The organism is Microcoleus sp. MON1_C5 (assembly GCF_036701875.1).
Lineage (GTDB): Bacteria > Cyanobacteriota > Cyanobacteriia > Cyanobacteriales > Microcoleaceae > Microcoleus.
Map to the genome: position 1 here is coordinate 1 of NZ_JAUBRN010000008.1, position 23475 is coordinate 23475.

The 23475-nt window shown below is 44.6% G+C and carries 21 protein-coding genes and 1 tRNA gene; 7 read left to right on the forward strand and 15 right to left on the reverse strand.

The window, feature by feature from the left end:
- Positions 1-353: 353 nt before the first annotated feature.
- From QUA71_RS05730 to ndhL, 6 genes are all read right to left on the reverse strand, one after another.
- On the reverse strand, positions 354-2765 hold the full coding sequence (locus tag QUA71_RS05730) for an ATP-binding protein (RefSeq protein WP_333283400.1): 2412 nt from the start codon (positions 2763-2765) through the stop codon (positions 354-356).
- A gap of 252 nt (positions 2766-3017) precedes the next feature.
- Positions 3018-3227, reverse strand: a complete 210-nt coding sequence (locus tag QUA71_RS05735) for a hypothetical protein (RefSeq protein WP_333283215.1) — start codon at positions 3225-3227, stop codon at positions 3018-3020.
- Positions 3228-3916: 689 nt separating this feature from the next.
- Positions 3917-4564 carry a DUF6658 family protein gene (locus QUA71_RS05740; RefSeq protein ID WP_190736232.1) on the reverse strand — a complete coding sequence of 216 codons (648 nt, stop codon included), beginning with the start codon at positions 4562-4564 and terminating at the stop codon, positions 3917-3919.
- A 446-nt stretch (positions 4565-5010) separates the two neighbouring features.
- Positions 5011-5808 (reverse strand): tryptophan synthase subunit alpha, encoded by a 798-nt coding sequence (trpA, locus tag QUA71_RS05745; protein ID WP_333283218.1) that lies wholly within the window; start codon positions 5806-5808, stop codon positions 5011-5013.
- Positions 5809-6113: 305 nt separating this feature from the next.
- Positions 6114-6419: a DUF3007 family protein gene (locus QUA71_RS05750; protein ID WP_006635827.1), complete on the reverse strand. Its 306-nt coding sequence runs from the start codon at positions 6417-6419 to the stop codon at positions 6114-6116.
- Complete coding sequence (gene ndhL / locus QUA71_RS05755) at positions 6420-6635, reverse strand: NAD(P)H-quinone oxidoreductase subunit L (protein ID WP_006635828.1); 216 nt, start codon at positions 6633-6635, stop codon at positions 6420-6422.
- Between the two features lie 198 nt (positions 6636-6833).
- On the opposite strand from ndhL, the gene QUA71_RS05760 reads away from it, so the two are divergent.
- Positions 6834-6918 (forward strand) — tRNA-Leu (locus QUA71_RS05760).
- A 229-nt stretch (positions 6919-7147) separates the two neighbouring features.
- On the opposite strand, the gene QUA71_RS05765 is transcribed toward QUA71_RS05760, so the two are convergent.
- The 5 genes from QUA71_RS05765 to fmdA form a co-directional block, all read right to left on the reverse strand.
- Positions 7148-7300: a hypothetical protein gene (locus tag QUA71_RS05765; protein ID WP_333283220.1), complete on the reverse strand. Its 153-nt coding sequence runs from the start codon at positions 7298-7300 to the stop codon at positions 7148-7150.
- On the reverse strand, positions 7290-9065 hold the full coding sequence (locus tag QUA71_RS05770; protein ID WP_333283221.1) for an ATP-binding protein: 1776 nt from the start codon (positions 9063-9065) through the stop codon (positions 7290-7292). Before QUA71_RS05770 ends, QUA71_RS05765 begins: the two co-directional genes overlap by 11 nt.
- A gap of 327 nt (positions 9066-9392) precedes the next feature.
- On the reverse strand, positions 9393-9518 hold the full coding sequence (locus QUA71_RS05775) for a hypothetical protein (protein WP_333283223.1): 126 nt from the start codon (positions 9516-9518) through the stop codon (positions 9393-9395).
- A 531-nt stretch (positions 9519-10049) separates the two neighbouring features.
- Positions 10050-10313: an FmdB family zinc ribbon protein gene (locus tag QUA71_RS05780; protein ID WP_006635315.1), complete on the reverse strand. Its 264-nt coding sequence runs from the start codon at positions 10311-10313 to the stop codon at positions 10050-10052.
- Positions 10314-10475: 162 nt separating this feature from the next.
- Positions 10476-11651, reverse strand: a complete 1176-nt coding sequence (gene fmdA / locus QUA71_RS05785) for a formamidase (RefSeq protein WP_333283225.1) — start codon at positions 11649-11651, stop codon at positions 10476-10478.
- Positions 11652-11854: 203 nt separating this feature from the next.
- Between fmdA and QUA71_RS05790 the strand changes: the two genes are divergently transcribed.
- The 5 genes from QUA71_RS05790 to ureC all read left to right on the forward strand — a co-directional run bounded on the left by QUA71_RS05790 (position 11855) and on the right by ureC (position 16351).
- Positions 11855-12730: an urease accessory protein UreD gene (locus tag QUA71_RS05790; protein ID WP_333283227.1), complete on the forward strand. Its 876-nt coding sequence runs from the start codon at positions 11855-11857 to the stop codon at positions 12728-12730.
- A gap of 162 nt (positions 12731-12892) precedes the next feature.
- The gene (ureA, locus tag QUA71_RS05795) at positions 12893-13195 is read left to right on the forward strand and encodes an urease subunit gamma (protein WP_006635319.1); all 303 of its coding nucleotides are present in this window, start codon (positions 12893-12895) and stop codon (positions 13193-13195) included.
- A gap of 33 nt (positions 13196-13228) precedes the next feature.
- Positions 13229-13540 carry an urease subunit beta gene (locus tag QUA71_RS05800; protein ID WP_333283229.1) on the forward strand — a complete coding sequence of 104 codons (312 nt, stop codon included), beginning with the start codon at positions 13229-13231 and terminating at the stop codon, positions 13538-13540.
- A gap of 67 nt (positions 13541-13607) precedes the next feature.
- Positions 13608-14609, forward strand: coding sequence for a DUF91 domain-containing protein (locus QUA71_RS05805; protein WP_333283231.1), 1002 nt, complete (start codon positions 13608-13610; stop codon positions 14607-14609).
- A gap of 5 nt (positions 14610-14614) precedes the next feature.
- Positions 14615-16351, forward strand: coding sequence for an urease subunit alpha (gene ureC, locus QUA71_RS05810; protein ID WP_333283233.1), 1737 nt, complete (start codon positions 14615-14617; stop codon positions 16349-16351).
- A 232-nt stretch (positions 16352-16583) separates the two neighbouring features.
- Here ureC and QUA71_RS05815 read toward each other — a convergent pair whose 3' ends face one another.
- From QUA71_RS05815 to QUA71_RS05830, 4 genes are all read right to left on the reverse strand, one after another.
- The gene (locus tag QUA71_RS05815; RefSeq protein ID WP_333283235.1) at positions 16584-17048 is read right to left on the reverse strand and encodes a hypothetical protein; all 465 of its coding nucleotides are present in this window, start codon (positions 17046-17048) and stop codon (positions 16584-16586) included.
- Between the two features lie 418 nt (positions 17049-17466).
- On the reverse strand, positions 17467-19155 hold the full coding sequence (locus QUA71_RS05820) for a calcium-binding protein (RefSeq protein ID WP_333283237.1): 1689 nt from the start codon (positions 19153-19155) through the stop codon (positions 17467-17469).
- 208 nt (positions 19156-19363) lie between these two features.
- On the reverse strand, positions 19364-21034 hold the full coding sequence (locus QUA71_RS05825) for a S8 family peptidase (protein WP_333283239.1): 1671 nt from the start codon (positions 21032-21034) through the stop codon (positions 19364-19366).
- A 325-nt stretch (positions 21035-21359) separates the two neighbouring features.
- On the reverse strand, positions 21360-22256 hold the full coding sequence (locus QUA71_RS05830; RefSeq protein WP_333283241.1) for an aspartoacylase: 897 nt from the start codon (positions 22254-22256) through the stop codon (positions 21360-21362).
- Positions 22257-22507: 251 nt separating this feature from the next.
- Here QUA71_RS05830 and QUA71_RS05835 point away from each other — a divergent pair, with 251 nt between their 5' ends.
- Complete coding sequence (locus QUA71_RS05835; RefSeq protein ID WP_190658967.1) at positions 22508-23413, forward strand: LysR substrate-binding domain-containing protein; 906 nt, start codon at positions 22508-22510, stop codon at positions 23411-23413.
- The last annotated feature ends 62 nt before the right edge of the window (positions 23414-23475 follow it).

The following is a 23475-nucleotide window of genomic DNA, read 5'->3' on the forward strand; positions in this document are numbered from 1 at the left end:
GGTTTAACTGCTTATCAATCTATTCAACAAGCTCTCTCTATTGATGGCTCCATTTTTTCCCCTAGTTGAGCAATTACAATTTTTGTAGGGCGAAGCCTTGGTGATTAATTTTTTTGTAGAATAGACACCTCGCAACTAAAAATGGGTGACGCGCTCACTTATAGGGGGTCTAAAATACAGCATATTCCAGGTTCATTAAGTACAGTAGCAACAGCTTGTAAACCAGACTGCTCGATCAAAAAAATGATGCTACTTTAAAAAAGTTATGCCAAGACTTTCCAAAAAATACCCCAATCAAAGTCAGTATATCTTATTACGCGATCGCCCAAAAAACATTGAATTTTAATTCAAATTTATCCCTTCACAGGCAAAACGATCGCAAACTCAGTGCCAATTCCTGGCTCGCCATTCACCTCGATGCTGCCGCCATGTTTTTCTACCGCAATCTGGTGGACAATTGCCAACCCCAATCCAGTTCCTTTGCCGACACCTTTCGTCGTGAACAAATGGTCGAATATCTGCTGTTTAACTTCCTCTTTGATTCCGGTGCCGTTATCAGCAATGTTAATTTTAATGTACCCCTCGCAGACTATATCCGTGCAAATCGTGATGCGGTTGGGATTGGCGGTAATTTCACTAAAAGTGCGGCCTATATTTGACTCTTCTAAGGCATCGATCGCATTGGCAAGGAGGTTCATAAAAACTTGATTCAATTGACCGGGAAAACATTCGATTTTAGGGAGATTGCCGTATTTAGTTATCACTTCGATCTGCGGGCGGTGTTCGTTTGCTTTGAGGCGGTGTTTCAAAATTAAAATAGCGCTATCAATGCCTTCGTGAATATTAAAAGGAACTTTGTAGTCTTTGTCGCCTCGGGAGAAGGTACGCAAACTGTTGCTGATGCTGCAAATGCGCTCGCACCCGAGTTGCATTGAATCAATCATCTTCGGTAAATCTTCCAAAAGATAATCGAGGTCTATCTCTTCGGCGTGGTCTGCTATTTCGGATTGCGATGCAGCGGAGCGATACAATTCTAAGTGTTCTATAACATCTTCCAAACTTCTTTTACCTTCGCTTAAATTGCCCGAAATAAACCCAATCGGATTGTTAATTTCGTGGGCGACTCCGGCGACTAAATTACCCAATGCCGACATTTTCTCATTTTGCACGATTTGCAGTTGTGCTTGTTGTAAATTTTTTAAAGTTCGTTCTAGCTGTTGATTTTGCTCTTGCAAAAGTTCGGCGGCTCGCTTGCGCTCAGTGGCATCAACACCCAAACCAATAATCCCGATCGTCTCGCCCTGGGAATTTTTTAACTGCACTTTCGTGATTTCTAAATAGTGTAGTTTGCCATCCACAAGTCTGAGAATTTCGCTGGAGTAATGCGGCAAATCTTGAGCAAGGCAGGCGGCATCGGAAACCAGACAGCCCGCTGCATTCTCCCCCAGTATATCTTTATAATGATCGACAGCTAGGAAATCGCTCAGAGGCACGCCCACATCTTGAGAAAATGTCTTGTTCAAAAACTGTACTTTACCACTGGGATTCACCATCCAAATCCAAATCGGAGCGACATCAAGAATCGCTTGGAGCATTTTTTTCTGATCGGCAAGCTGAGCTTCGGTTCGGCTAATTTTTACTAGCGATCGCTCTAATTGTTGGTTGTAATCCTGATATTTTTTATATAGCAGAGCATTTTGCAAACAGATGGCTGCCTGAGAACACAGGAGATTGAGAAGTTGCAGGCGATCGCGGGTAAAAACTCTTGCGGTTAAGCGGTTTTCCAGATACAAAATGCCGACTAAGTTGCCTCGATCGAGAATCGGCCAACACAACAGGCTCTGCGGTTGGTATTTGAGGATGTAGGAGTCGGAATCCCAATCACGTTGTTGAGCGAGATCCCGAACAATCACAGGTTTCAATAAATTTTTAACGCAGTCAACAATTTTGAGGGGCAAGATATCTCTGTTTTCATCGAGTGTTGCGGATGATAAGTCGATCGCCCACTCGACTCCCGAATTGTCGAGCGCGCTGGTAGCCGCGATTTCCCATTGATTGCCGTTTGGCAAAATCAGCGCTCCTTTGTCAGCTCCTGTATTTTTCATCGCCAGTTGCATCAGTTTGGCAATCAGTCGATCGAGTTCTCTTTCACTAGAGAGCGCTTGACAAGCTTTTAGCAGTGTTGAAAAATTCCCGAAATCTGAGACGCTCGCCGAAACAGACGGATGAATGGATGGATGAATGGATGGATGAAGCGATTGATTTGGCCCCGCAGGTGTTGGAAAATTTGCTAATGGGTTTGCAGGAAGTTTGGCGGGTTCTAAAATCGGTTTTAATAATTGAGGATAACGTTTTTCTAAGTCATCAATTTTTGATCTATCTCCCCAGCGGACATAGCAATCATAGGCATCTATCATGTAGAGTCGGGCAATTTTTTCTCTTCCCAATGACAGGTAAAACTTAGCAGCGAGTTCGCCGGCCAGAGCTTCTTCATTGACATATTCGTTAGCTTTAGCTCCGGTAATAGCTCGATCGTACAGTTCCATTGCTTCGGCTGTCTGTCCCAAAACGCCCAGCAATTCTGCCTCAACCAGATCGAACTTGTGTTGGTAATTGATCGGCGTATGGTGCGCGAATTCTTTTAGTTTTTTCTGACTAGCCCCAACCCGCTTAAGGATTTGTTGGCGCTCCGCCGGTGCGGCATCTGCATAGATTGCCAAATCTGCCAGCGCATCATAAAAGTCGTGCATCATCGTTACTAGCATCAAAACACAATTCCCAAGATAAGGTTTGCCTCCATTTCCCCTGTCGATTGGCTACGGATTACGGCGCGAATATATCCCGAATCCGTGGCCTCTTTTTGCTAAAATTTATACACCTCCATGTGGCAGATAACAGTTAAGATTAATTGGAAGATTGGAAGGTTTAATGTATTTGTAAATAACCTGGCTGCGTTCGAGTTCGTCGAGAATGTCTGTGCGGTTGAGGACTATTTCTACCCATCCAATTAACGGTCGCTAATGCAACTTTTTGGGATTTTGGCAGCACCGCGTCCCGGAAATCCTCAGCCACAACGACGTAGGTTTGAGAATTTTAGCGGCGGGTGGTTGGTCTTTCTCGGACACGAACAGATCGATAGCCGATCGACAATCTGTGTACAATTGCGCGATCGGGCGATATCCCGGTATTACCGCAGTGAAATCTACTACATCTACTGTTGCGTCCATATCGGCTGACCTCAACTCCGACATTAGCTTGACAAAACTTAGTGTATCTATCTTAGGGCATAAACCGCATAATTTTTGATCGCCCGATCGAAAATTCTAATTGTCTGTTAATGAACAATATTTTATACTTTGGCGATCGCGATTAAAGCTTTTTACTTACGTATAAGTTTCTCCTGTTAATCTCAAATGCAATTCAATGAACGCGAAATACCGTATAAACACCGCAGTTTCCTGTCTGGAAAAATACAATGGGTAATTAATTGAATTTAATATAGCTCGATCGCCCAAATTTCCGCGAAGCGGCTCAAAAAGTTAATACCTTAAAAAGTCCAAATACAATCTATAGAAATTATAAAGAATCCGTCGTGAAAGCAGTGGCACTCTAGTCCCCCCTAGAAAAGGACAGAATCGTTGCATTGTGGTGAAACTCCCCCTCCACTCTACTTCCGGTCTAATAGCCCTCCCAGGGGTTAAAACCAAATCAAATAGTAATAGGCAGTAGTCTTCACATGACTTTACGTAGATTCCGACAGAGGTTAAAACCCCTGTCGGAATCTAGCTTCCCGAGAAGGAAACAGCGTTATTTGAAATTAGTCGATCGCGTCTGCCGCTGTTTCTGCCACTCGTTGAGTTATGTCAATATCTCGATTCACTTTCTAGCAAATATTCTCCGAGGCATCTTCAGCGTTCTATCTGGCATCTCGCGCTGCATCATTGATATTTTCTTGGCCGCCGCTGGTACCATATCTCAGCGACTCAGTACCCTCTGCTGCTCTTTCTTTGGCTCCCGCAGTGGCTTCTTTAACAATATCTTTTGCTCCCTTCAAGCCTTCGCGAGTGTTTTCTTTAAGATTGGCAAAGCCTTGTTTGGTTTTGTCGCCAAAGTTATCAGCTTTGCTCTGGGCGGTGCTAGCATCTTCCTTCACCTTGTTCCCAATTTGACCCAGTTTGTCAGGCGCGTCGTCCGCTACCCGCCGCACGTTTTCGCCTACATTGCTGCTAGATTTGGTGTCAATGCGGTGCTGCGCTTGCTCTTTGAGAAGCTGAGCTTTTGCTTCTTCTGTTGTTACCTTTTTGTTTCTGGGATCGACATCGCTGTAGTCGTTCATGCCGCCTTTGAATTCGGAAGTTACAGCCCCTGAAGGCACTTCTTCTCTAATTTGGTCGGCAGTTTTTCCTATCCTCGCATCACCTTGTCCTGCGATTACATCAGTTTTTCCTGCCGTCACATCCGGGCGGCTGCAGGCCGTACTCACTAATACTAAAATGCCAGCCAGAAACACTGTTAAAATTTGTACAGCTCGAATTTTTTTCACAAATGCAGTTAGTCTCTTCATAAAAATGCTCCTTTCTATTGTGATAGGCTCAAATGCCTGGTGGTTCTGTAGATGGTTAGCATTACAAAATTAGGCACTTAAACACTTTTTTAGTTTACGAAGAGAAACAGCAGCTTTTCATCTATCTCAAGTTAGATTTCTCAAGTTATAGTACAAGGAAGAAGGAAGAACGAATGGACAATCCTCAATCTTCTACCAATTATTAAAAATCTCAGCACCCCGCGCCCGACACGGCAATGTCCTTTCCCTATAGGGCTGTTTGGTTCTCCGTGCCGGCAGTATATATTGAAATGTTTTGCATTTTCGGCTCAAAAAAAACCTTCTAGTCAGGAACTAGAAGGAAGGTGGTGTATGATCTCAAGTACAACAAGGTCTTTAATCGCAATTGTGGCGACACATCGCGATCGCACACATCTGTCTAATGGCTGAAAGTATGTGCACACTTACTAAGCATTTTGAATCGCTGTTTTTAAACTCTTGCAGAATTCGCCTATCGCCTCTAAACCCTGTTCTGGAGTGCCTTCAGCCAAGCGTTTCACAAAAGCACTGCCAACAATCGCAGCATCTGCACCCCATTCTTTCACTTGGCGAGCGTGTTCGGGTTTCGATATACCAAACCCGACGCCGATGGGTTTGTCGGTGACGGTGCGGAGTTCTTGCAGCAACTCTTTTGCTCTCGTTTCTAAGCCTTCGCGCACTCCCGTAACCCCCGTCACGCTGACTAAGTAAATAAATCCTTGAGACTGACGAGCGATCGCTTCTATACGACTTTTGGGACTTGTGGGAGCAACTAATAATGTTAGTTCAATCCCTAATTTGTTGGCAGGTTGGATGAGACTGTCGGCTTCTTCTAAGGGCAAGTCTGGTACAACCAATCCCTGAACTCCAGCACTTTTGATTTGCTGCAAGAAGGTTTCTATACCTCGGTACAAAATCGGGTTGTAGTATGTGAAGAGAATGATGGGCGATCGCAAATTCGGACTAACTTTCGCTACCATTTCCAGCACCGAATCTAACCGCGTCCCCCGCTGTAAAGCCCTTGTAGCAGCGGCTTGAATCACCGGTCCGTCAGCTAGGGGGTCAGAATAGGGAACGCCAAGCTCGATCGCATCTGCACCGTTATCATCCAAAATTTGCAGTGCTTTAGCTGTTGTCTCCAAGTCTGGGTCGCCAGCAGTAATAAAAGGAATCAATCCACATTCGTGGTTCTTGCGTAACGTTTCAAAACAATTAGAAATAGTCATTAGTTATTAGTCATCAGTCATTGGTTATCAGTCATCATACATAGGATTTCCCCTCGATCGCTCGCAATCAAATTTGTTTGTAGTGAGGAATTCCTTCCTCATAAAACTCCCTCGAACTGAAGTCCTCACTACAAACCTATTGCGCTTATTTTAGGGAAGGTGATATCAGTCATCAGTCATTAGTTAGCCGTCAATCTTACTATTCATGAGTTGTTATTCCCCAGTCATTAGTTCAGAGTTTATTGCTAATAACTAATCACTAATAGCTCACTAATAACTAATAACTGAGAACTAACGACTATTGACTAATTATCTTTTTCCTGCTCAATTTCGGCTTGAAGTTTGGCTAATTCTTCAGGAGTGAGTTCATCGAGCTGCTTCTGCAAGACAGCTTCTTTGTAGTCTTGCAATTGCTGGCTGTAGGTCATATTTTGAGTCAGTGCTCGAAATAAATAAGTCACCAGCCAGCCAATCAAGCCGGCGACCAAAAATAACTGGCTCCAAATCCCTGCATTCATGCTGTCAAGTCCGGCGAATTGCAGTAGCAAGTAGACCAACCCACCTGCTACAAAAAAGCCGATACTGATTCCAATTACGTCAATACGTCGCATTTAGGCTTCTATCTGCCGCCGTTTGGGCCGAAAATTCAAAAACGGAGCTAGGAGAAACATACCCGGGAAGAAGAAGAACATCAAGAAGTACATGAAGCCGCGCTCAAAAGAGGTAGCGATGTACCAGCGGCTGTTCAGGTAAGCGTAGGTGGCTGCGGGTACTACCAGGAGGTAGGCTCCGGCCAAGACGGCGTAAAGCAGTAAGGTAATATACATAGATTTGCTTTAGGGGAATAATAACACGGGTAAGTCAGTTGACACGCTCCGTTAGCTGGTTAACTATTGTACCGCTTGGGGAGATCCAGCGCGACTTTTGGAAATTTTTTGATTAGGGGTTGCGTAAATTGGGTTTTTGGCTGTAGAATAAAAGGCTGTTGCTCTTAGTGGCTCAAAACCACAGCAGCTTGACAAAAAGGGGGCGTGGCGGAATGGTAGACGCTACGGACTTAAAATCCGTTGACCCGAAACGGTCGTGTGGGTTCAAGTCCCTCCGCCCCCATCCATTTCCATCATTTGTGATATCAATTCTGGTTGCACCGGAATGATTGTTGACTGTTGATATCGTTTCCGGTTGCACGAGCGACATGATATAGAGGACATGGCAGTGCCGTGTCCTCGGTATCATTCCGGTGCAACCGAAAACAATATGATTCAACGGTTTCAGATTTATTGTCACCAATCGTTGTGTTTTTCGCTCAATTTTCGCGCTAATGGTTTTCTAGTATTTCTCAAACCGCCTCTATATCTGCCAAGTTCGCCCCGGACTTGTTACGTCGGGCCTTCAATTGGTTGAGCAAGTCGGCTGGTTTTGGAAATGGGGCGACGGTGGGAACCGATTTTTTATCTTCATCCCGATCGCCCCGCGTGATATTACGCAGCAACTGGCAAAGTAATCACAAATTCCGTGCCCTGTCCTATTTGAGAATTTACCTCAATTTTGCCTTGATGTTTGGCAAGGATTTGATAGGAAATAGCCAATCCTAATCCAGTACCTTTGCCGATCGACTTTGTAGTAAAAAATGGGTCAAATATCTGTTGGGCACAGGCTGCTGCAATTCCGGGCCCGTTATCCCGAATCTTGACGGTGACAGTATTGTCGGCTGTAATTTCCGTGCTAACCCAAATCGTTGGCGAATAGCCTTTGTCTTCTTTTTTCACCTCCTCCAGCGCATCTATTGCATTACTAATAATATTCATAAATACTTGATTCAGTTGCGCGGGATAGCACTCAAGCGCAGGCAACTTACCGTATTGTTTAATAACTTGAATACCTTGTTTGAGTCGGTGATTGAGAATGACGAGCGTGCTATCTATTCCTTCGTGAATGTCGGCTGATTTCATTTTTCCGTCGTCCGATCGCGAAAAATTCCGCATGGATACGACAATTTCGCGAATGCGATCGGCTCCCATTTTCATCGAAGAGAGGGTTTTTGGCAAATCTTCTCTGAGAAATTCGAGTTCAATGTCTTCGATGCGCTCTAGAATGGCATCTGGTGGGTTTGGATAATATTCTTGATAGAGAGTTACCAAACCTGCCAAATCTTCGATGTATTGGTTGGCATAGTCAATGTTGCCGCCGATGAAGTTGACGGGATTGTTGATTTCGTGGGCTATCCCTGCAACCATTTGACCGAGAGATGACATTTTTTCCGTCTGAATTAATTGGGCTTGAGTTTGTTTGAGTTCTTTTGTATACTCGCTAACTCGCTGAATCAATTGATTGAAAGAGATCGCTAAAACTCCGATTTCGTCGTCTGTTGTGACTGGTACTTGCAGGTTAAAATTCGATTCGCGAGCGACTTGCTGAGCCACATTAGTAACGGTTTCGAGGGGTTGGGCGATCGCGCGGCTGGTTTTGTCCGCCAGCGCGACGGCGATGAGTGCTGAAATTAGCATACTCCCGAGAATAATTCGGTTTCGCAAATTTTCAGCTTGTTCTAATGCTTGGGTTCCTTGCTGTTTGTGAATTTCTACTGTAGAAATTAGGTCAGTTAAACTTTGAGCAAGGTTATCTAGTACGATCGCCTCTTGACCGCTGCTAGTTCTCAACATTTGTAGCTGTGCGGATTCGATGCTGTTGGGCTGCAAATTCCAAACTTCCGCTTCTTTTAACTGCAATTTAATTAGCTGACCGTAGTAATTAATGACGAGGGCAGATTTCTTCAAGTGAGCCTGCAATGCTGCCTCTTCTGTTGCTAGTGTATTGGGATTTTCTCGTGCGAAAGATTCAATTTCTGAAATCAGGATTTTCGCCTGATTGATTTGCCCGAAAAACCGCTCCTGTTCGTATTTCAGCCACACCGTGTTTCCCAAAACGGCTGGCAATCTCGCCGCGTGCGATCGGGCTTCAAATACGGTATTTTGCAAATTTTGCAGCATTTGCTGCTGCTGTTGGGCAACATTCACCTCAACTAAAGCTTGCTTGCGAAAGTAGTCTCCCAATTTCATTCCCGCACCAGTCCCCAAAATCGCTATGCCGATAGCTAAAGCATAGCCATAGCTAATTTTTTGGCTGATCCGCAAATGGTTGCCTCCTCCCTTTAGCCCAGTTAAATTAATACATGAATGCTGTAACAACTTTTTTTGAGCAGAGGTTTCTTGCTCTACTTTGCTATTTTGGCACTGAGGATGGGTAAATAATAACATTGGAAGTTGCTCCCAAACAAATCAGGAGTAATTGAGCGAAGAACAGCAGAATGCACTTATGCTGAAGGCGGAAAGCAGTTTTGAGTGTTTAATTTTGAATTTGGAAATCTTTAACTCAAAACTTAAATCTTCCCCTAGTATCTCTGTTTTTATACTAGAGTGTTTGTGATCTCTATCAACAATTTATGTGATTATATAGCAAGTCTATTTGAGTCATGAATGTAGAACCACCTGAAATGCTGGCGATCATTGAATCGATTGTTTACAAATCAAATGGTTTTGCTATACCCAAATTTACAAAATTTATGGTAACAACGATTAGTATTTTTAGTCAGTTGGGACACAAGGCCCAACTACCGGTTCTCCCCGTTTGTCTTTTTCTGCCACTTCTAGGTTTAATTCCAGCACTTTTGCTAAAAAATCGTCGCTGTCAATAAATCCGTAAGCTGGCATTACTTGGCGATCGAGCTTAGCAGGAAGTTTATAAAGTTGACTTGTTGGTTATTCAAAATAAATATTGTAAAGTTGAGTAATTCCCCACTGCTTGGCGGACATTTGTTGAGTGCGGTACAGTGAAGTAGTAAGCTCGAAGCGCGATCGCCTTTCTCATTCCTAAACGTTTTCCATTTTAATACTGTAGCAGCTTCAATATGACTTAAATTATCCAGTTTATGATGATGTTAACTTGACAAATAAATAAGTACAAAATACTTACTTGGCTCGCCAGGGACTTAAGTCCCTGTCTAATAGCAAAAGTAGGTTGAAACTGAGATGTTGCACCATTCTCAATTACTTGCTTAGGAACAGGCAAGATGCCTGTTCCACAAGAGATAAATTTTCTTGTGGAACAGGCATCTTGCCTGTTCTTGACAATGGTGCAAGATGTGAGTTGAAACCGACTGAAATACTAATTTTTCCGTCCTATGCAAGAGGACTTCAGCTTTGAGGCAGGGGTTCAAACCCCTGCTTGAGTGTCGGACTGGATCAGTGACCGATCATCCAAGGTCGTCCCCCTCGGTGTTCGCGATTCCGCTGCGGTTTAGGTTCCTCAGAACGCTTAACTACCTGCGGTTCCCGATTTTCTTGACCTTTCAACCGCAGCTTTCCAGTTAGAATCATCGGCGGCGAAAAGATGCGTTTAGCAACAGTTTCGCAACTCGGGCAAAGCACCGGTGTATCTGCTTCTGCAAGAGGGCGCCACTTATCAAAAGTGCCGCAAGTTTCACACTTAAAATCGTAAAGAGGCATATCAATTTTTGATGGTAATTTTGGATGCAAGGACTAGGCGGCGGGCAGCGCCCGCCCTACTAATTGAGGACTTACGCAAGAAAGCAATTTTTAGACTATTTGTGGAGGTAAGGTGCGCTTCGGCGCACCCTACAAAAGCGAATCTGTGCGTAAATCCTGTAATTAAGACGGCAGAATATCCATCTGGAAAATTTCTGTCGGTAAAGCAATAGTGCAGCAAGCATTGGGAATATCCACAATGCCGCTGATGCGACCCTCAACCGGAGCACAACTTAAGAGCAAATACGCTTGTTCTCCGGTAAAACCAAACTTTTTCAAATATTCGATCGCATTCAAACAAGCTCGGCGATAAGCAACGTGGGCATCCAGATAATACTGCTGACCCGTAAATTCATCAACAGAAATCCCTTCAAAAACGAGGTACTCAGAATAGCGGGGTTCCACCGGCCCGGGTTTGAAAATCGGGTTGACCATCGCGTATTTATCCATGCCACCTTTGATAATATCAACGTGGAGGTCGATGTACCCCGACATTTCAATTGCCCCGCAGAATGAAATCTCCCCGTCTCCTTGAGAAAAGTGAATATCTCCCATCGAAAGTTTCGCGCCTTCGACATAAACCGGGAAATAAATTCTCGAACCCCGCGACAGGTTTTTAATATCGCAATTGCCGCCGTGTTCCCGGGGAGGAACTGTGCGCGCCGCTTCGGCAGCAACTCGCTCGAATTCTGCCCCTTGCAGCGACCCCAAAACTGCATTGTTGGGGTTCGGCAGTGCTGCTAAAGGCGGCACTCTATCGGGATTTGTTGCTACTAATTCCGCTTCCCGTTTGTTCCATTTATTCAACAATTCCTGAGAAGGAGCGCAGCCGATTAAACCCGGATGAGTAATCCCAGCAAACCTGACTTTTGGTATGTGTCGGGAAGCGGTATAAATTCCCTGAAAATCCCAAATTGCTTTAGCAGCAGTTGGAAAATGTTCAGTCAAAAAACCGCCGCCGTTTTCTTTAGCAAAAATTCCCGTAAAACCCCATTCGTCCCCTTGCAAAGCTCCGATGTCGAGGATATCGACTACTAAAATATCCCCCGGCTGCGCGCCGTTAACGTAAATTGGCCCGCTCAAAACGTGAACTACTGTTAAGTCTACATCGCGAATGTCGTCGGGACTGTCGTCATTTTTTATTTGTCCGTCTGTCCAGTCTTTGCACTCGATGCGAAATACATCGCCGGGATTGACGGAAACTACTGCTGGAATATCTGGATGCCAGCGATTGTGACCGACTAATTCCTGTTCTGACATCGGTTTGGTCAAGTCAACTTTGAAGAGAACTTGAGGCATATTCTGCACTCCTCTAGTTACTGATTTTTACATGGTAGGCGCATCTTCGCCGATCTGATGGTTGATAAATGTAAATTCTTATACTAATAAGTGCAGAAACCAAAAATATTTCAGAGAACGATTATCATTATTTAACTAATTGCAGGGAAGCGCCGCAGTCGTGGTATGTTTTTGATTGGGAATGTTTTTAAATTAAAAAATTAGTGACTGAAAATTTGACCAAACAACATATAGATCAAGTTGAAAATAGATGGCACGGCCGCCTGAATTTAGTCTATGCCAACCGCAGCGGTGCAACTCAAATCATTCAGAATCAAATGCAAGCGCCCCTCAAGGTGCAGCGTCCGTTTTATCCTGAAGGGAAAGAGATTTGCCACAGCGTCATCTTGCACACGGCTGGGGGAGTTGTCGGGGGCGATCGACTTTCCAGCCATTTTCACCTCCAACCCAACGCCCAAGCCTTGATTACCAGCGCCGCTGCTAGTAAAATCTATCGTAGTAGCGGACTAGAATCACAACAAAATATCGACATCAAACTAGAAGCCGGTGCTAATTTAGAATGGCTACCACAGGAAACAATAGTTTTTGACGGCGCAATCTATCGGCAAAATTTGCGGGTAGAATTAGCACCAACAGCGAGGATTTTACTGTGGGAAATTACCAGATTTGGACGCAGTGCTAGGGGCGAAAAGTTCTTGTCTGGAGAATGGATCTCGCACACCGAAGTCTGGCAACAAAACAGCCCTTTATGGATTGACAGACAATTGCTCAAAGGTGGAGAAAAAATGCTCGAAAGCCCTCACGGCCTCGGAGGAAAACCCGTAGTCGCCACCCTCGCTTGGGTAGGCGAACCCGTCACCACAGAGTTCGTGGAAAAAGTGCGAAATTTGCCATCTGAGGCAACAATTTATCCTGGTAATTCCACCGTCGGCGTGACTCGTATTCCTAACGGTTTGCTGTGCCGATATCGCGGTACATCCACAACCGCAGCTAGAGACTGGTTTGTCAACATTTGGCAGTTGCTGCGCTTGTCTTTTTCACAACGCCCTTGCTGTTTGCCCAGAGTTTGGATAAAATAGGATGATATTTGAGTTTCAATGTATAGTTGCCCTCCTAACTAGATTATTCATCTCTCTCTTCTCTTCCTCTGCGCCCTCTGCGCCCTTTGCGGTTTAATCATTCAGAAACAACCGTAAACGATATTATAATCACATAATGCGATCGCACTTACAAGAATAAAAATGCAACTCACCCCCCAAGAAAAAGACAAGCTGCTGATTTTCACCGCCGCCCTGGTAGCAGAGCGCCGGAAACAAAGAGGTTTAAAATTAAACTATCCAGAAGCACTAGCCTACATTTCTGCAGCCATTTTAGAAGGAGCCAGAGATGGCCTTACCGTCGCCGATTTAATGAGTTATGGAACAACTCTCCTGACGCGGGAAGATGTGATGGAAGGGATAGCAGAAATGGTGCATGAAGTCCAGGTTGAGGCGACTTTCCCCGACGGAACTAAGTTGGTGACAGTGCACGATCCGATCCGTTAAAAAATCAACCACAGAGACTCATAGGAGGAAAAGATGATTCCAGGAGAAATGATTATTTCAGCAGGCGAAATAGAATTAAATGCCGATCGCCCAACCCTGCGGTTGCTGGTAGGAAATAAAGGCGATCGACCCATTCAAATTGGTTCACACTATCACTTTTATGAGGCAAACGAAGCCTTAGAATTTAATCGAGAACAAGCAAAAGGAATGCGGTTGGATATCCCCGCAGGTACAGCAGTCAGGTTTGAACCGGGAGATGAAAGGGAAGTTCAATTAGTGCCGTTTGTTGGTAGTCGTCAAGTCTACGGCTTTAATGGAAAAGTTAACGGTATGTTAGATGAATGAGATTTTTAGAGGGACGAGACTTTTTGGCCGAACTTAAAAAGAATAATTAGTAGGAGTATAATTCGATATGTCAGATCAAATTAGATTGTGGGAAATATCAAAGGATAAATTGAATGAAATTACCGAATCTAAGTTAGACTTAGAATTTCGTTTGGAAACCTGGCTAGATAATGATATTTCCATCCTAGCAGATGATCTCTTAGTAATTGGTCGGCAAGTGATTACTGATTATGGTGGAAAACTTGACCTTTTATGTATAGATAGGAACGGAGATTTAGTCATTGTTGAGTTAAAGAAGGACAAAACATCAAGAGAAGTAACAGCACAAGCCTTGGATTACGCCTCATGGGTTAAGGATTTGTCAAAGGAGAGAGTTACAGAAATTGCCAATGCTTATTTACTGACTAAAAATGGCAGTAACTTAGAAGATGCTTTCTGTGATAAATTTAGCTCAGAATTCCCTGATATTTTGAATTATCAGCACAACATTATAATTGTAGCTGCACAGATAGATAGTATTTCTGAAAGGATTATTAAATACTTGTCAGAAACTTATGGTGTGAGAATCAATGTCGCAACATTCCAGTATTTCCGTGACTCAAGCGGTAGAGAGTTACTAGCAAGAAAAATGTTTATCGAGGCTGAAATAAAACCTGTAAATATATCAAAAAAAAATCCCAACTTGACCATAGAACAATTACTTGAAATAGCAGATAGCAATGAAGTGGGAAAAGTGTATAGACTACTTTATGACGAAGTTGTACCAGATATATTTTGGATAAATACAACAACAAAAGGTCTGGCATTGAGAGAAAGAAGTCAAAATGGCAAACTTATCTTAAATCTTTTGTTAACTGAAAGCACGCCTAGGAATGGTCTAAAAGTTAAGGTATACATAGATAGAATTTCAAACTATTTAAACATTGATGCAGAAGAGTTTGCTAATTTGTTACCTAACTATCAAGAAATAGAACAAAATGATTCCTTTGGTTTAATTGCTGAAGGATTCTTTAAAACAGAAGAACAGGTGAACCAGTTTGTGGGAAAATTCAATCAAGTAAGGAGCTAATTAATATGAGTTACAGAATGGATCGCCACGCTTACGCGGAAACCTTCGGGCCGACTGTGGGCGATCGCGTCCGATTAGCCGATACAGAATTATTCATAGAAGTTGAAAAAGACTTCACAACCTACGGCGATGAAGTTAAGTTTGGCGGCGGCAAAGTCATTCGCGATGGCATGGGACAGTCGCCTATTTCTAATGCCGACGGCGCTGTTGACACGGTGATTACTAATGCTTTAATATTAGACTGGTGGGGAATTGTTAAAGCAGATGTTGGGATTAAAGACGGCAAAATTTACAAAATTGGTAAAGCCGGAAATCCTTATGTTCAAGATAGGGTAGATATTATTATCGGGCCTGGTACTGAAGTAATTGCGGGTGAAGGAATGATTCTCACCGCCGGGGGAATTGACAGTCACATTCACTTTATTTGCCCCCAGCAAATAGAAGTAGCGATCGCCTCCGGCATCACGACAATGATCGGCGGTGGCACTGGCCCTGCAACGGGTACAAACGCCACAACTTGCACTCCCGGGCCTTGGCATATGTACCGAATGCTGCAAGCTGCTGACGCTTTCCCCGTAAATCTAGGATTTTTAGGTAAAGGAAATAGCAGTCAACCGCAAGGATTAATTGAACAAATATTAGCCGGTGCAATGGGTTTGAAACTCCACGAAGATTGGGGGACTACACCAGCAACGATCGACACTTGTTTGAGTGTAGCTGACGAGTACGACGTGCAAGTTGCAATTCACACGGATACTCTCAATGAAGCGGGATTTGTGGAAGCTACAATTGCCGCTTTCAAAAATCGCGCTATTCACACCTACCACACCGAAGGTGCGGGTGGCGGACACGCACCGGATATTATTAAAGTGTGCGGACAAGCTAATGTTTTGCCCTCGTCAACTAACCCGACTCGCCCTTACACTGTCAATACTTTAGAAGAACATTTAGATATGTTGATGGTTTGCCATCATTTGGATCGAGGCATTCCTGAAGATGTGGCTTTTGCTGAATCGAGAATTAGAAGGGAAACTATTGCTGCTGAGGATATTCTCCACGATTTAGGTGCGTTTAGTATGATTTCTTCTGATTCTCAGGCGATGGGAAGAGTGGGAGAGGTGATTATTCGGACTTGGCAAACGGCACATAAAATGAAAGTACAGCGGGGACATTTACCCCCCCTAACCCCCCCTTACCAAGGGGGGGAAACAGAGGAAATTAACGATAATTTTCGCGTGAAGCGGTACATTGCGAAATATACAATTAATCCGGCAATTACTCACGGAATTAGTCAGTATGTCGGTTCGGTGGAAGAGGGGAAATTGGCGGATTTGTGTTTGTGGCGGCCGGCTTTTTTTGGGGTGAAACCGGAACTGGTAATTAAAGGAGGGGCGATCGCCTACGGGCAGATGGGAGATGCTAACGCCAGCATTCCGACGCCGCAACCGGTGCATATGCGGCCGATGTTTGGCAGTTTTGGCGGGGCGATTGGGGCGACTTGTCTGACGTTCGTTTCCCAAGCTGCGCGCGATCGAGATATTGCCGCACAGCTCGGTTTGCAAAAGCCCACTGTAGCAGTTTCCGGGACGCGACAAATTAGCAAAAGAGACATGAAACTCAACGATTATTTGCCACAAATGGAAGTCGATCCAGAAACTTATGAAGTCAGGGCGGATGGGGAATTGTTAACTTGCGAACCGGCAACAGTTTTGCCAATGGCGCAGCGATACTTTTTGTTTTAACTGATATCTTGCACCATTTTCAGCAACAGGCAAGATGCCTGTTCCACAAAATATAAATTTTCTTGTGGAACAGGCATCTTGCCTGTTCATAAAAGGCTAATTGAAAATGGTGCAATATCTCACTTTTAACCGATTATACAATCATGTAGTGGCGGGTTTTACCAACAATATTGGCCAAAAACCGACAATCTCAAAAACCCGCCCCCACCCAACGGCAAATCTTCATCTTACTTCATTCGGGATGTGATGTCTTGTTAGAAAAATTGAGCGATCGCACTATCAAACCCTGACACAAAAACCAAAAATAAAATGCAATATTAATTCCGCTCAACAGCTTCGGTATTCCCTCCAGCAAGCTCGAAACAATCTCGTTTTTTAAAGGCAGCGCTTCGGCAAAAAAGGCAACAAATAACAAACCAACGCCACTCAGCAGTAAAGCATAGGGAGTCGAGCGAATTTGTCTCCGAAAAGCTAATCCGTATGCAATTGCCACCCAGGCGTAAAATATGACAATTGTCACTTTCGGAAAACCCGCACGTCCCAGATGAACGTGGGTGCGAAAAACTTCATTGAACAGAAAGCAACCTGCAAACAGTGCCGAATATAAAATAAATCGATTTTCTGGGCGATCGGGTTGGATAATTCTCAGCAATCCAAAGGTAAAAGCGCACACCATTACCGACCAATAAAATAACATTTGGAACGCCAAGAAAAAGAAACCTGCCCCCGGATACGTGGCAGAACAAGGGGGCAAAAATAACCCTTTTACCGAAGAACCGAATAAATTCAGACACGCCGTCACTATCCCAACTAGCACTAAAGTTACACTATTGAACAAAAAAACTGTTTTATAATTTGCCATAATTAATAACTAAAAGCTAACAACAGTATATTGCGCGTCAAACCATTTTTTGCTAGGGCTTGTGCATGGGGGTTCAGAAACCGGGTTTTTTACGAAAATACTGCGTTGTGACCCGCCGATTCGGTAAAAAACCCGGTTTCTCTGTCGGAGTGCGTAAGTCCCGATCGTGTTCTTTGAGTAAAGGTGAGATATTCGGTGAAAGGACAAAGCAGTGCTGTGTTTCTACAGCAGGCAATTGAGAATCGACAGATACTTAAACAGAGACGAAATCTTCAGGGCCGATGAGGTTTGGAGCAACACCTGTCAAAGAAGCTAAAACTTCACCGCTGCTGGCTACTCTAATTAATGTGCCGTCCGTTCCAGCAGAAATTGATAGCTGTCCGAAGGTCAAGCCATTGATTAATTGCACGGTATCTTGAGAGTTGGCGAAATCAGAGATTGTATCAACTGCCAATCCGGCACCTAAAACAAATACATCGTTGCCTGCCCCGCCGACTAGAATATCGTTTCCCAAACCGCCGTTGAGGGTGTCAAAACCTTTGCCGCCAGACAAGTTGTCGCTGCCGCCGCCCCCGACAAGGATATCGTTGCTTCGCAAACCGGTGAGTGTGTCATCGCCGTCAAAACCGTTGATGTTATCGCTGCCGTTTGTGCCGGTCAGGTTGTCGTTGCCGTTCGTGCCGTTGATGCCACTTGGAGAGTTATTGATGCCACCTGGAGTGTTGGTTAAGTCAGCAACAAAGATGTCCTCCCTATTGTTAGTGTCCCCCGGCACGAGGTTGGAGGCATCAGATGAAAACGCTACTCTCCCCCCGTCGGCTGAGATGGAGGTAGAGAAGGAGGTGTCGTTCCCCTGATTTCCTGCCGAGTCAACAGAGACGCGGGTGGTGGTGTTGGTTGACAAGTCGCGCACGAAGATGTCAGCACCGTTGTTAGTGTCCCCCGGTACGAGGTTGGCAGCACTAGATGAAAACGCCACAAACCTGCCGTCGGCTGAGATGGAGGGCGATATGGAATCGCCGAACCCCTGTTCGCCGCTGGAACTGACGGAGACACGGGTGGTGGTATTGGTTAACAAGTCTCGCACGAAGACATCGTAGTTATTGTTAGTGTCTCCTGGCACGAGGTTGGCTGCATCAGATGAAAACGCCACAAACCGCCCGTTGGCGGAGATGGAGCTAAGGGAGGAAAAGCCGTTAGCCCGAGCGCCGTTAGAACTGACAGAGACGAGGGTAGTGGTGTTGTTTGACAAGTCGCGCACGAAGATGTCGTAGTTATTGTTAGTGTCTCCTGGCACGAGGTTGGCTGCATTAGATGAAAACGCCACAAACCGCCCGTCGGCTGAGATGGAGGGGTCTAAGGAGCTGCCGTTCGCCTGATTGCCTGCTGAGTCTACAGAGACGCCGGTGGTGGTATTGGTTGACAAATCGCGCACGAAGATGTCGAGACTGTTGTTAGTGTCCCCCGGCACGAGGTTGGTGGCAACAGAAGTAAACGCCACAAACCGCCCATTGGCTGAGATGGAGGGGTCTAAGGAGCCACGGTTCCCCTGATTGCCTGCTGAGTCTACAGAAATGCGGGTGGTGGTATTGGTTGACAAATCGCGCACGAAAACATGGATATAGCCGTTAGTATCTCCCGGCACGAGGTTGGAGGCAACAGATTCAAACGCCACAAACCTTCCGTCGGCTGAGATGGAGGGACGGCCGGAAAAAAAGTTGTTCCCCGGATTGCCTGTTGAGTCAACAGAGACGCCGATGGTGGTGTTGGTTAGTATGTCGCGCACGAAGATGTCCTTGCTATTGTTAGTGTCCCCCGGCACGAGGTTGGACGCATCAGATGCAAAGGCAACAAACCTCCCGTCAGCGGAGATGGAGGGGAGATCGGAGTCACCGATCGCCCGATCGCCTGCTGAGTTAACTGAGACGAGATCAATAGTCATAAGTCCTCACATTAAAAGTGCAAATTTGGTAAATTGACGAGTGTTCGATCGCCCGTATTTTCTCACAAAACAGATTCGCGCGCTTGTAGGGCGATCGACTAATGTTTCTGAATAGACTTCTCCAAAAATTATATTATTGTGGAACAGGCATCCTGCCTGTTCAAGACTTGCATTTCTGGAGATGTCTAATAGTTGCTGCCTATTTTTCCTAGGCTATTATCTCATTTGCGTTTGCTGTTGAAGTCAAAATTTGCTTGACTTGAGCCGGAGTTAGATTCGGATTTGCATTCAAAACTAAAGCCGCTACACCCGCTACGTGAGGGGCTGCCATTGACGTGCCGGTTTTCTTGTTGTAGGTGTTATAAGGAGTTGTAGAAACAACATCTACTCCCGGTGCAACTATGTAATCCAAAGGTTTAGAACCTGCACGGTTAGAAAAGTCAGCCATCTTGCTATTTCTATCTATTCCTCCCACAGCCATTCCGAAGCGATCGGCATTTTTAGCTGGATAATCGGGTTGGCTGGAATAATCATTTCCTGCTGACATGACGACAACAGAGCCTTTGCTATTTGCATACTGAACTGCGTCCTCAATTACCTTGGAAGATAACCGATAATCGCTCAAGCTGAGGTTAATTACATTGGCTCCATTATTAGCAGCATAGCGAATTCCCTCTGCAATACTATTGATGTTCCAGTTATACGGATCCCACACCTTGACAGGCATAATCTTGGCATTGGGGGCAACTCCTGTGATGTGAAAACCATTGCGTTCGGCCGCGATCGCGCCTGCTACGTGAGTCCCGTGACCGTTCCAATCCATTGGGTTGTTGTCGTTCCACGCAAAATCCCAACCCCGGATATCATCTACATATCCATTGCGATCGTCGTCAATTTGGTTATTGGGAATCTCATCGGCATTCTGCCAAATATTGGCATCTAAATCGAGATGGTTGTAGTCAACACCGCTATCCACGACAGCTACAACAATCCCATTTCCGGTAATTCCTCCCTGCCAAACTTCCGGCGCATTTACCATGTCTCTTGCCCAATCATTCCCGCCCACATTGGGAACTTCGGGGAACTTAACTGGACTGTTAAAAGTGCGGGCTACTGCTGCATTTGCATCCACTAAACCGTATCCGTAATTGCTGCTAAAACCAGTAGCAGGCGTTGCAGCAAGATTCAGGTTGTAATTCTTATAGCCAGAGAAACTATAAACTGCGACATAGTAATCTCCAGGAGTCAGGTTGAAGAAATTTATCTCGCCGGATGCACCTGCTGAGGCATAATCGCGGCCAAGAAGTTCATCATAATCAGCCTCACCGTTGCGATTATTATCTTGAATCAACTCGATACCGGTTCCATTCAAAACATCGATTCGCAAGCTTAAATCGCTATTGTTGTTAATAGTAAAGCGGTAATAATCATCGTTATCGTCAACTCCGACAAAATCATTGAAGGTGAGGCGATTGTTATCAGCAACACCAATATTGCGTGCAGTGGCTAAGGAGTTGCCTGGATCTGATAAATCCAACTGATTAGCCGTTCTCATTCCGGTTAGCAGATATGTGCCGGCAGTCATGGCTTCTGAATTCGATTTTTGTTGAACGGGAGATGTACTGCTAGTGGCTCGCTCGCTGCCTGAGTAACTGAAAATCTCGCTATTTTGAGATACTATAAAATTTGCTATTTGTTGTTGTTCGTTGCTGCCGATCGCTGTCAAATTATCCGTGTCAAAGCCGTTGGTGGGGACGCTGGCATTAAATGGATTGGATGCAGTGAAAAAATTAAGCTGACCGCTGTTACCAAAGGTTGTTAATGCTGCTGTGAGCTGCTGTTCGCGATCGCTTGCAAGTATACCCAGCGTACTTTCCATAAATTTGCTCCTGATAATTTGAGATTCACTTGGGTTTTGGGGAAAAAATACTTGATTTAAATGTATTACTTAACATCATGCCAGAGCCGAACTTCCAAGTCAAGTCATAAATTCCTTGCTTGAGTTCATAAAAGTCATAACCCTAAGTTCATAAAAGTCATAACCCTAAGTTCATAAAAGTCATCATGAGTAAGTTAAGTAGGTAATCGAAAAAAAAAAATTGTGGGAATTGTAGGGCGGGATTAGTTGAGGATCTATACTATGAAATACTTTACTGTTGCACTCACGCGCCCTCCCCACTTTATGTTGATTTGTACCCACTTACTTATGCAGTTTCAAGCTGAAGCTGTTGTTTTTTCGTCAAGACCATTGCGATCCCTTTTTCGTAATAGGCAGCTTCGTTAATGAATACAGGGAAAACAGTAGATTCTCCTTGATAGGGGAGTGATTCTCCCGTAAATGTGAGAAACATCGGTTCACCGGGATGCAAGGGTTCATAGTCTTTGAACTGAAGTTGGGGATGGATCGCAGCTTGCAGTTCACCTACTGAGTTTCTGGGATAGTCTACTGAGCCGATCGCCTGATATACAGTTAAATGTGATGGTGCAGGAAGCCGTTTTCCCCGATTTTGTGCGTCGAGATAATCCAGAATGGCGTGAACCAGCATTTCGGTTTGCTGAAGCTGACGGGCGTTAATGACTCCCTGGGCGATGGGCCCAACTTCTATGGTGCAACCGAAAGCAGACAGCGATCGAAGCATTGGGGCATCCTGACCAGAATGCTCTCCCAAACAAACTCGCAGTGAGGGCTCGATCTCACTCAAATAAGCTAATAATTGCAAATTGAATGGATGTTTGCTAGATGGTAAAATAGTCAGCCCCATGTTGGCCGTTGTGCTGTGAAGGTCGATGATGACATCAGCTCCATGTTGGTCTTTAGGACATAGTTGGGCGGAGATTTCCTTAGCACGTCTGTCCTCGTAATCCCTCAAATCTGGGTTAGACAAATCTTCCTCGGTAAAGCAACGGTTCAAATCGCGATCGACATAACGCCGATTGAACTTTACCGCTTGAGGATTAGCTAATAGAGTAACCACCTCAAAGCTCGATCGTTTCAGTAAGTCGGGGAATTGTTGAAACTTCTTAATCAGATAAACCCCAGTCAACTCGTTTCCGTGGGTTCCTCCCACAACTGCAACTCGTCGAATTACTTGCGAAATCATGAATAATCCTCATTAAGCAATACTTAAATGGGTATTGCGTGCCGAATTTTATAACTATTACTTTCAAGATAAAGAAGTTAGTGCTGTATGTCAAATACTATTTTTTATATAACAATATACTTAAAAAATATAGTATTTAATCCCCGTTACAAAAGAGAATGTAACTGTAGGCCAGTGCTCCAAACCAGGATAGTAATCATTCATTCCCAATCGTTCTATTCTCAAATCTAAAATCTAAAATCGTATAACCTATGGAACTTCGCCATCTTCGTTACTTCATTGCAGTGGCAGACGAACTGAGCTTTAGTCGCGCCGCAAAGCGATTGCACATTGCCCAACCGCCCCTAAGTCAACAAATTAAAGATTTAGAGGCTGAACTGGGTGTGAAGCTATTCGATCGCAAAAGTCACCCGATTCAGCTAACCCCAGCAGGACAGGCGTTTTTAGAAGAAGCTCGCGCAACTTTGGTACAGTTAGAACAAGCGGTACATAAAACCCAGCGCATCGATCAGGGTGAATTGGGTTATTTGACGGTGGGTTTTCCCAGTTCGATCGCGAATGGTGTCTTTCCAGAGATTCTGCGAACTTTTCGACAGCAATATCCAGAGGTACAACTGATTTTGCAGGAAGAACACAGTGCTTTCTTAATTCAGAGGTTGCGCGATCGCCAGACTGATATCATTTTTCTCTATCTCTACCACGATATTTCTGAAGCGAATGATTTAGAAACGATGTCTCTCACGCAAGAACCACTTGTCGTCGTTTTACCCAAAAACCATCCGCTTACAGCCCAATCCAAAATTTCGCTTTCCGACCTAAAGGATCAAGAATTTGTAATGCCCCTTCATCAGATTGTGGCTGGCTTATCTGAGGAAATTTACCATGTATGTTCGCAAGCAGGGTTTGTTCCTAAAGTTGCTCAAACAGCCGTGTTTATGGTCACAATTTTGGGATTAGTCGCAGGCGAAACAGGTATCAGCATTCTGCCATCTCACGTACAGAATATTCAACGCGAAGGAGTGGTCTATCGTCAGATTCAGGAACAAACGACAACCACTCAATTAACTGCTGTTTGGCGGCATAATCATTCGTCCACCATTTTGCAGCAATTCCTCAATATTATTAAACCCCTCTCAATTTATAGCAATCCTAAATGATTTGTGAGAAACAGGCATAGGTAAAAAGCTTTGAAAAGTCCAGCAAGTAAGGTGCGTTGCCA

Excerpts from the sequence above, each read along its gene's own strand:
- QUA71_RS05730 (WP_333283400.1), bottom strand. The coding sequence starts at position 2,765 with ATGCTAGTAACGATGATGCACGACTTTTATGATGCGCTGGCAGATTTG.
- QUA71_RS05735 (WP_333283215.1), bottom strand. The coding sequence starts at position 3,227 with ATGGACGCAACAGTAGATGTAGTAGATTTCACTGCGGTAATACCGGGA.
- QUA71_RS05740 (WP_190736232.1), bottom strand. The coding sequence starts at position 4,564 with ATGAAGAGACTAACTGCATTTGTGAAAAAAATTCGAGCTGTACAAATT.
- trpA (WP_333283218.1), bottom strand. The coding sequence starts at position 5,808 with ATGACTATTTCTAATTGTTTTGAAACGTTACGCAAGAACCACGAATGT.
- QUA71_RS05750 (WP_006635827.1), bottom strand. The coding sequence starts at position 6,419 with ATGCGACGTATTGACGTAATTGGAATCAGTATCGGCTTTTTTGTAGCA.
- ndhL (WP_006635828.1), bottom strand. The coding sequence starts at position 6,635 with ATGTATATTACCTTACTGCTTTACGCCGTCTTGGCCGGAGCCTACCTC.
- QUA71_RS05770 (WP_333283221.1), bottom strand. The coding sequence starts at position 9,065 with ATGTTATTATTTACCCATCCTCAGTGCCAAAATAGCAAAGTAGAGCAA.
- QUA71_RS05775 (WP_333283223.1), bottom strand. The coding sequence starts at position 9,518 with ATGCCAGCTTACGGATTTATTGACAGCGACGATTTTTTAGCAAAAGTG.
- QUA71_RS05780 (WP_006635315.1), bottom strand. The coding sequence starts at position 10,313 with ATGCCTCTTTACGATTTTAAGTGTGAAACTTGCGGCACTTTTGATAAG.
- fmdA (WP_333283225.1), bottom strand. The coding sequence starts at position 11,651 with ATGCCTCAAGTTCTCTTCAAAGTTGACTTGACCAAACCGATGTCAGAA.
- ureA (WP_006635319.1), top strand. The coding sequence starts at position 12,893 with ATGCAACTCACCCCCCAAGAAAAAGACAAGCTGCTGATTTTCACCGCC.
- QUA71_RS05800 (WP_333283229.1), top strand. The coding sequence starts at position 13,229 with ATGATTCCAGGAGAAATGATTATTTCAGCAGGCGAAATAGAATTAAAT.
- QUA71_RS05805 (WP_333283231.1), top strand. The coding sequence starts at position 13,608 with ATGTCAGATCAAATTAGATTGTGGGAAATATCAAAGGATAAATTGAAT.
- ureC (WP_333283233.1), top strand. The coding sequence starts at position 14,615 with ATGAGTTACAGAATGGATCGCCACGCTTACGCGGAAACCTTCGGGCCG.
- QUA71_RS05815 (WP_333283235.1), bottom strand. The coding sequence starts at position 17,048 with ATGTTATTTTATTGGTCGGTAATGGTGTGCGCTTTTACCTTTGGATTG.
- QUA71_RS05820 (WP_333283237.1), bottom strand. The coding sequence starts at position 19,155 with ATGACTATTGATCTCGTCTCAGTTAACTCAGCAGGCGATCGGGCGATC.
- QUA71_RS05825 (WP_333283239.1), bottom strand. The coding sequence starts at position 21,034 with ATGGAAAGTACGCTGGGTATACTTGCAAGCGATCGCGAACAGCAGCTC.
- QUA71_RS05830 (WP_333283241.1), bottom strand. The coding sequence starts at position 22,256 with ATGATTTCGCAAGTAATTCGACGAGTTGCAGTTGTGGGAGGAACCCAC.
- QUA71_RS05835 (WP_190658967.1), top strand. The coding sequence starts at position 22,508 with ATGGAACTTCGCCATCTTCGTTACTTCATTGCAGTGGCAGACGAACTG.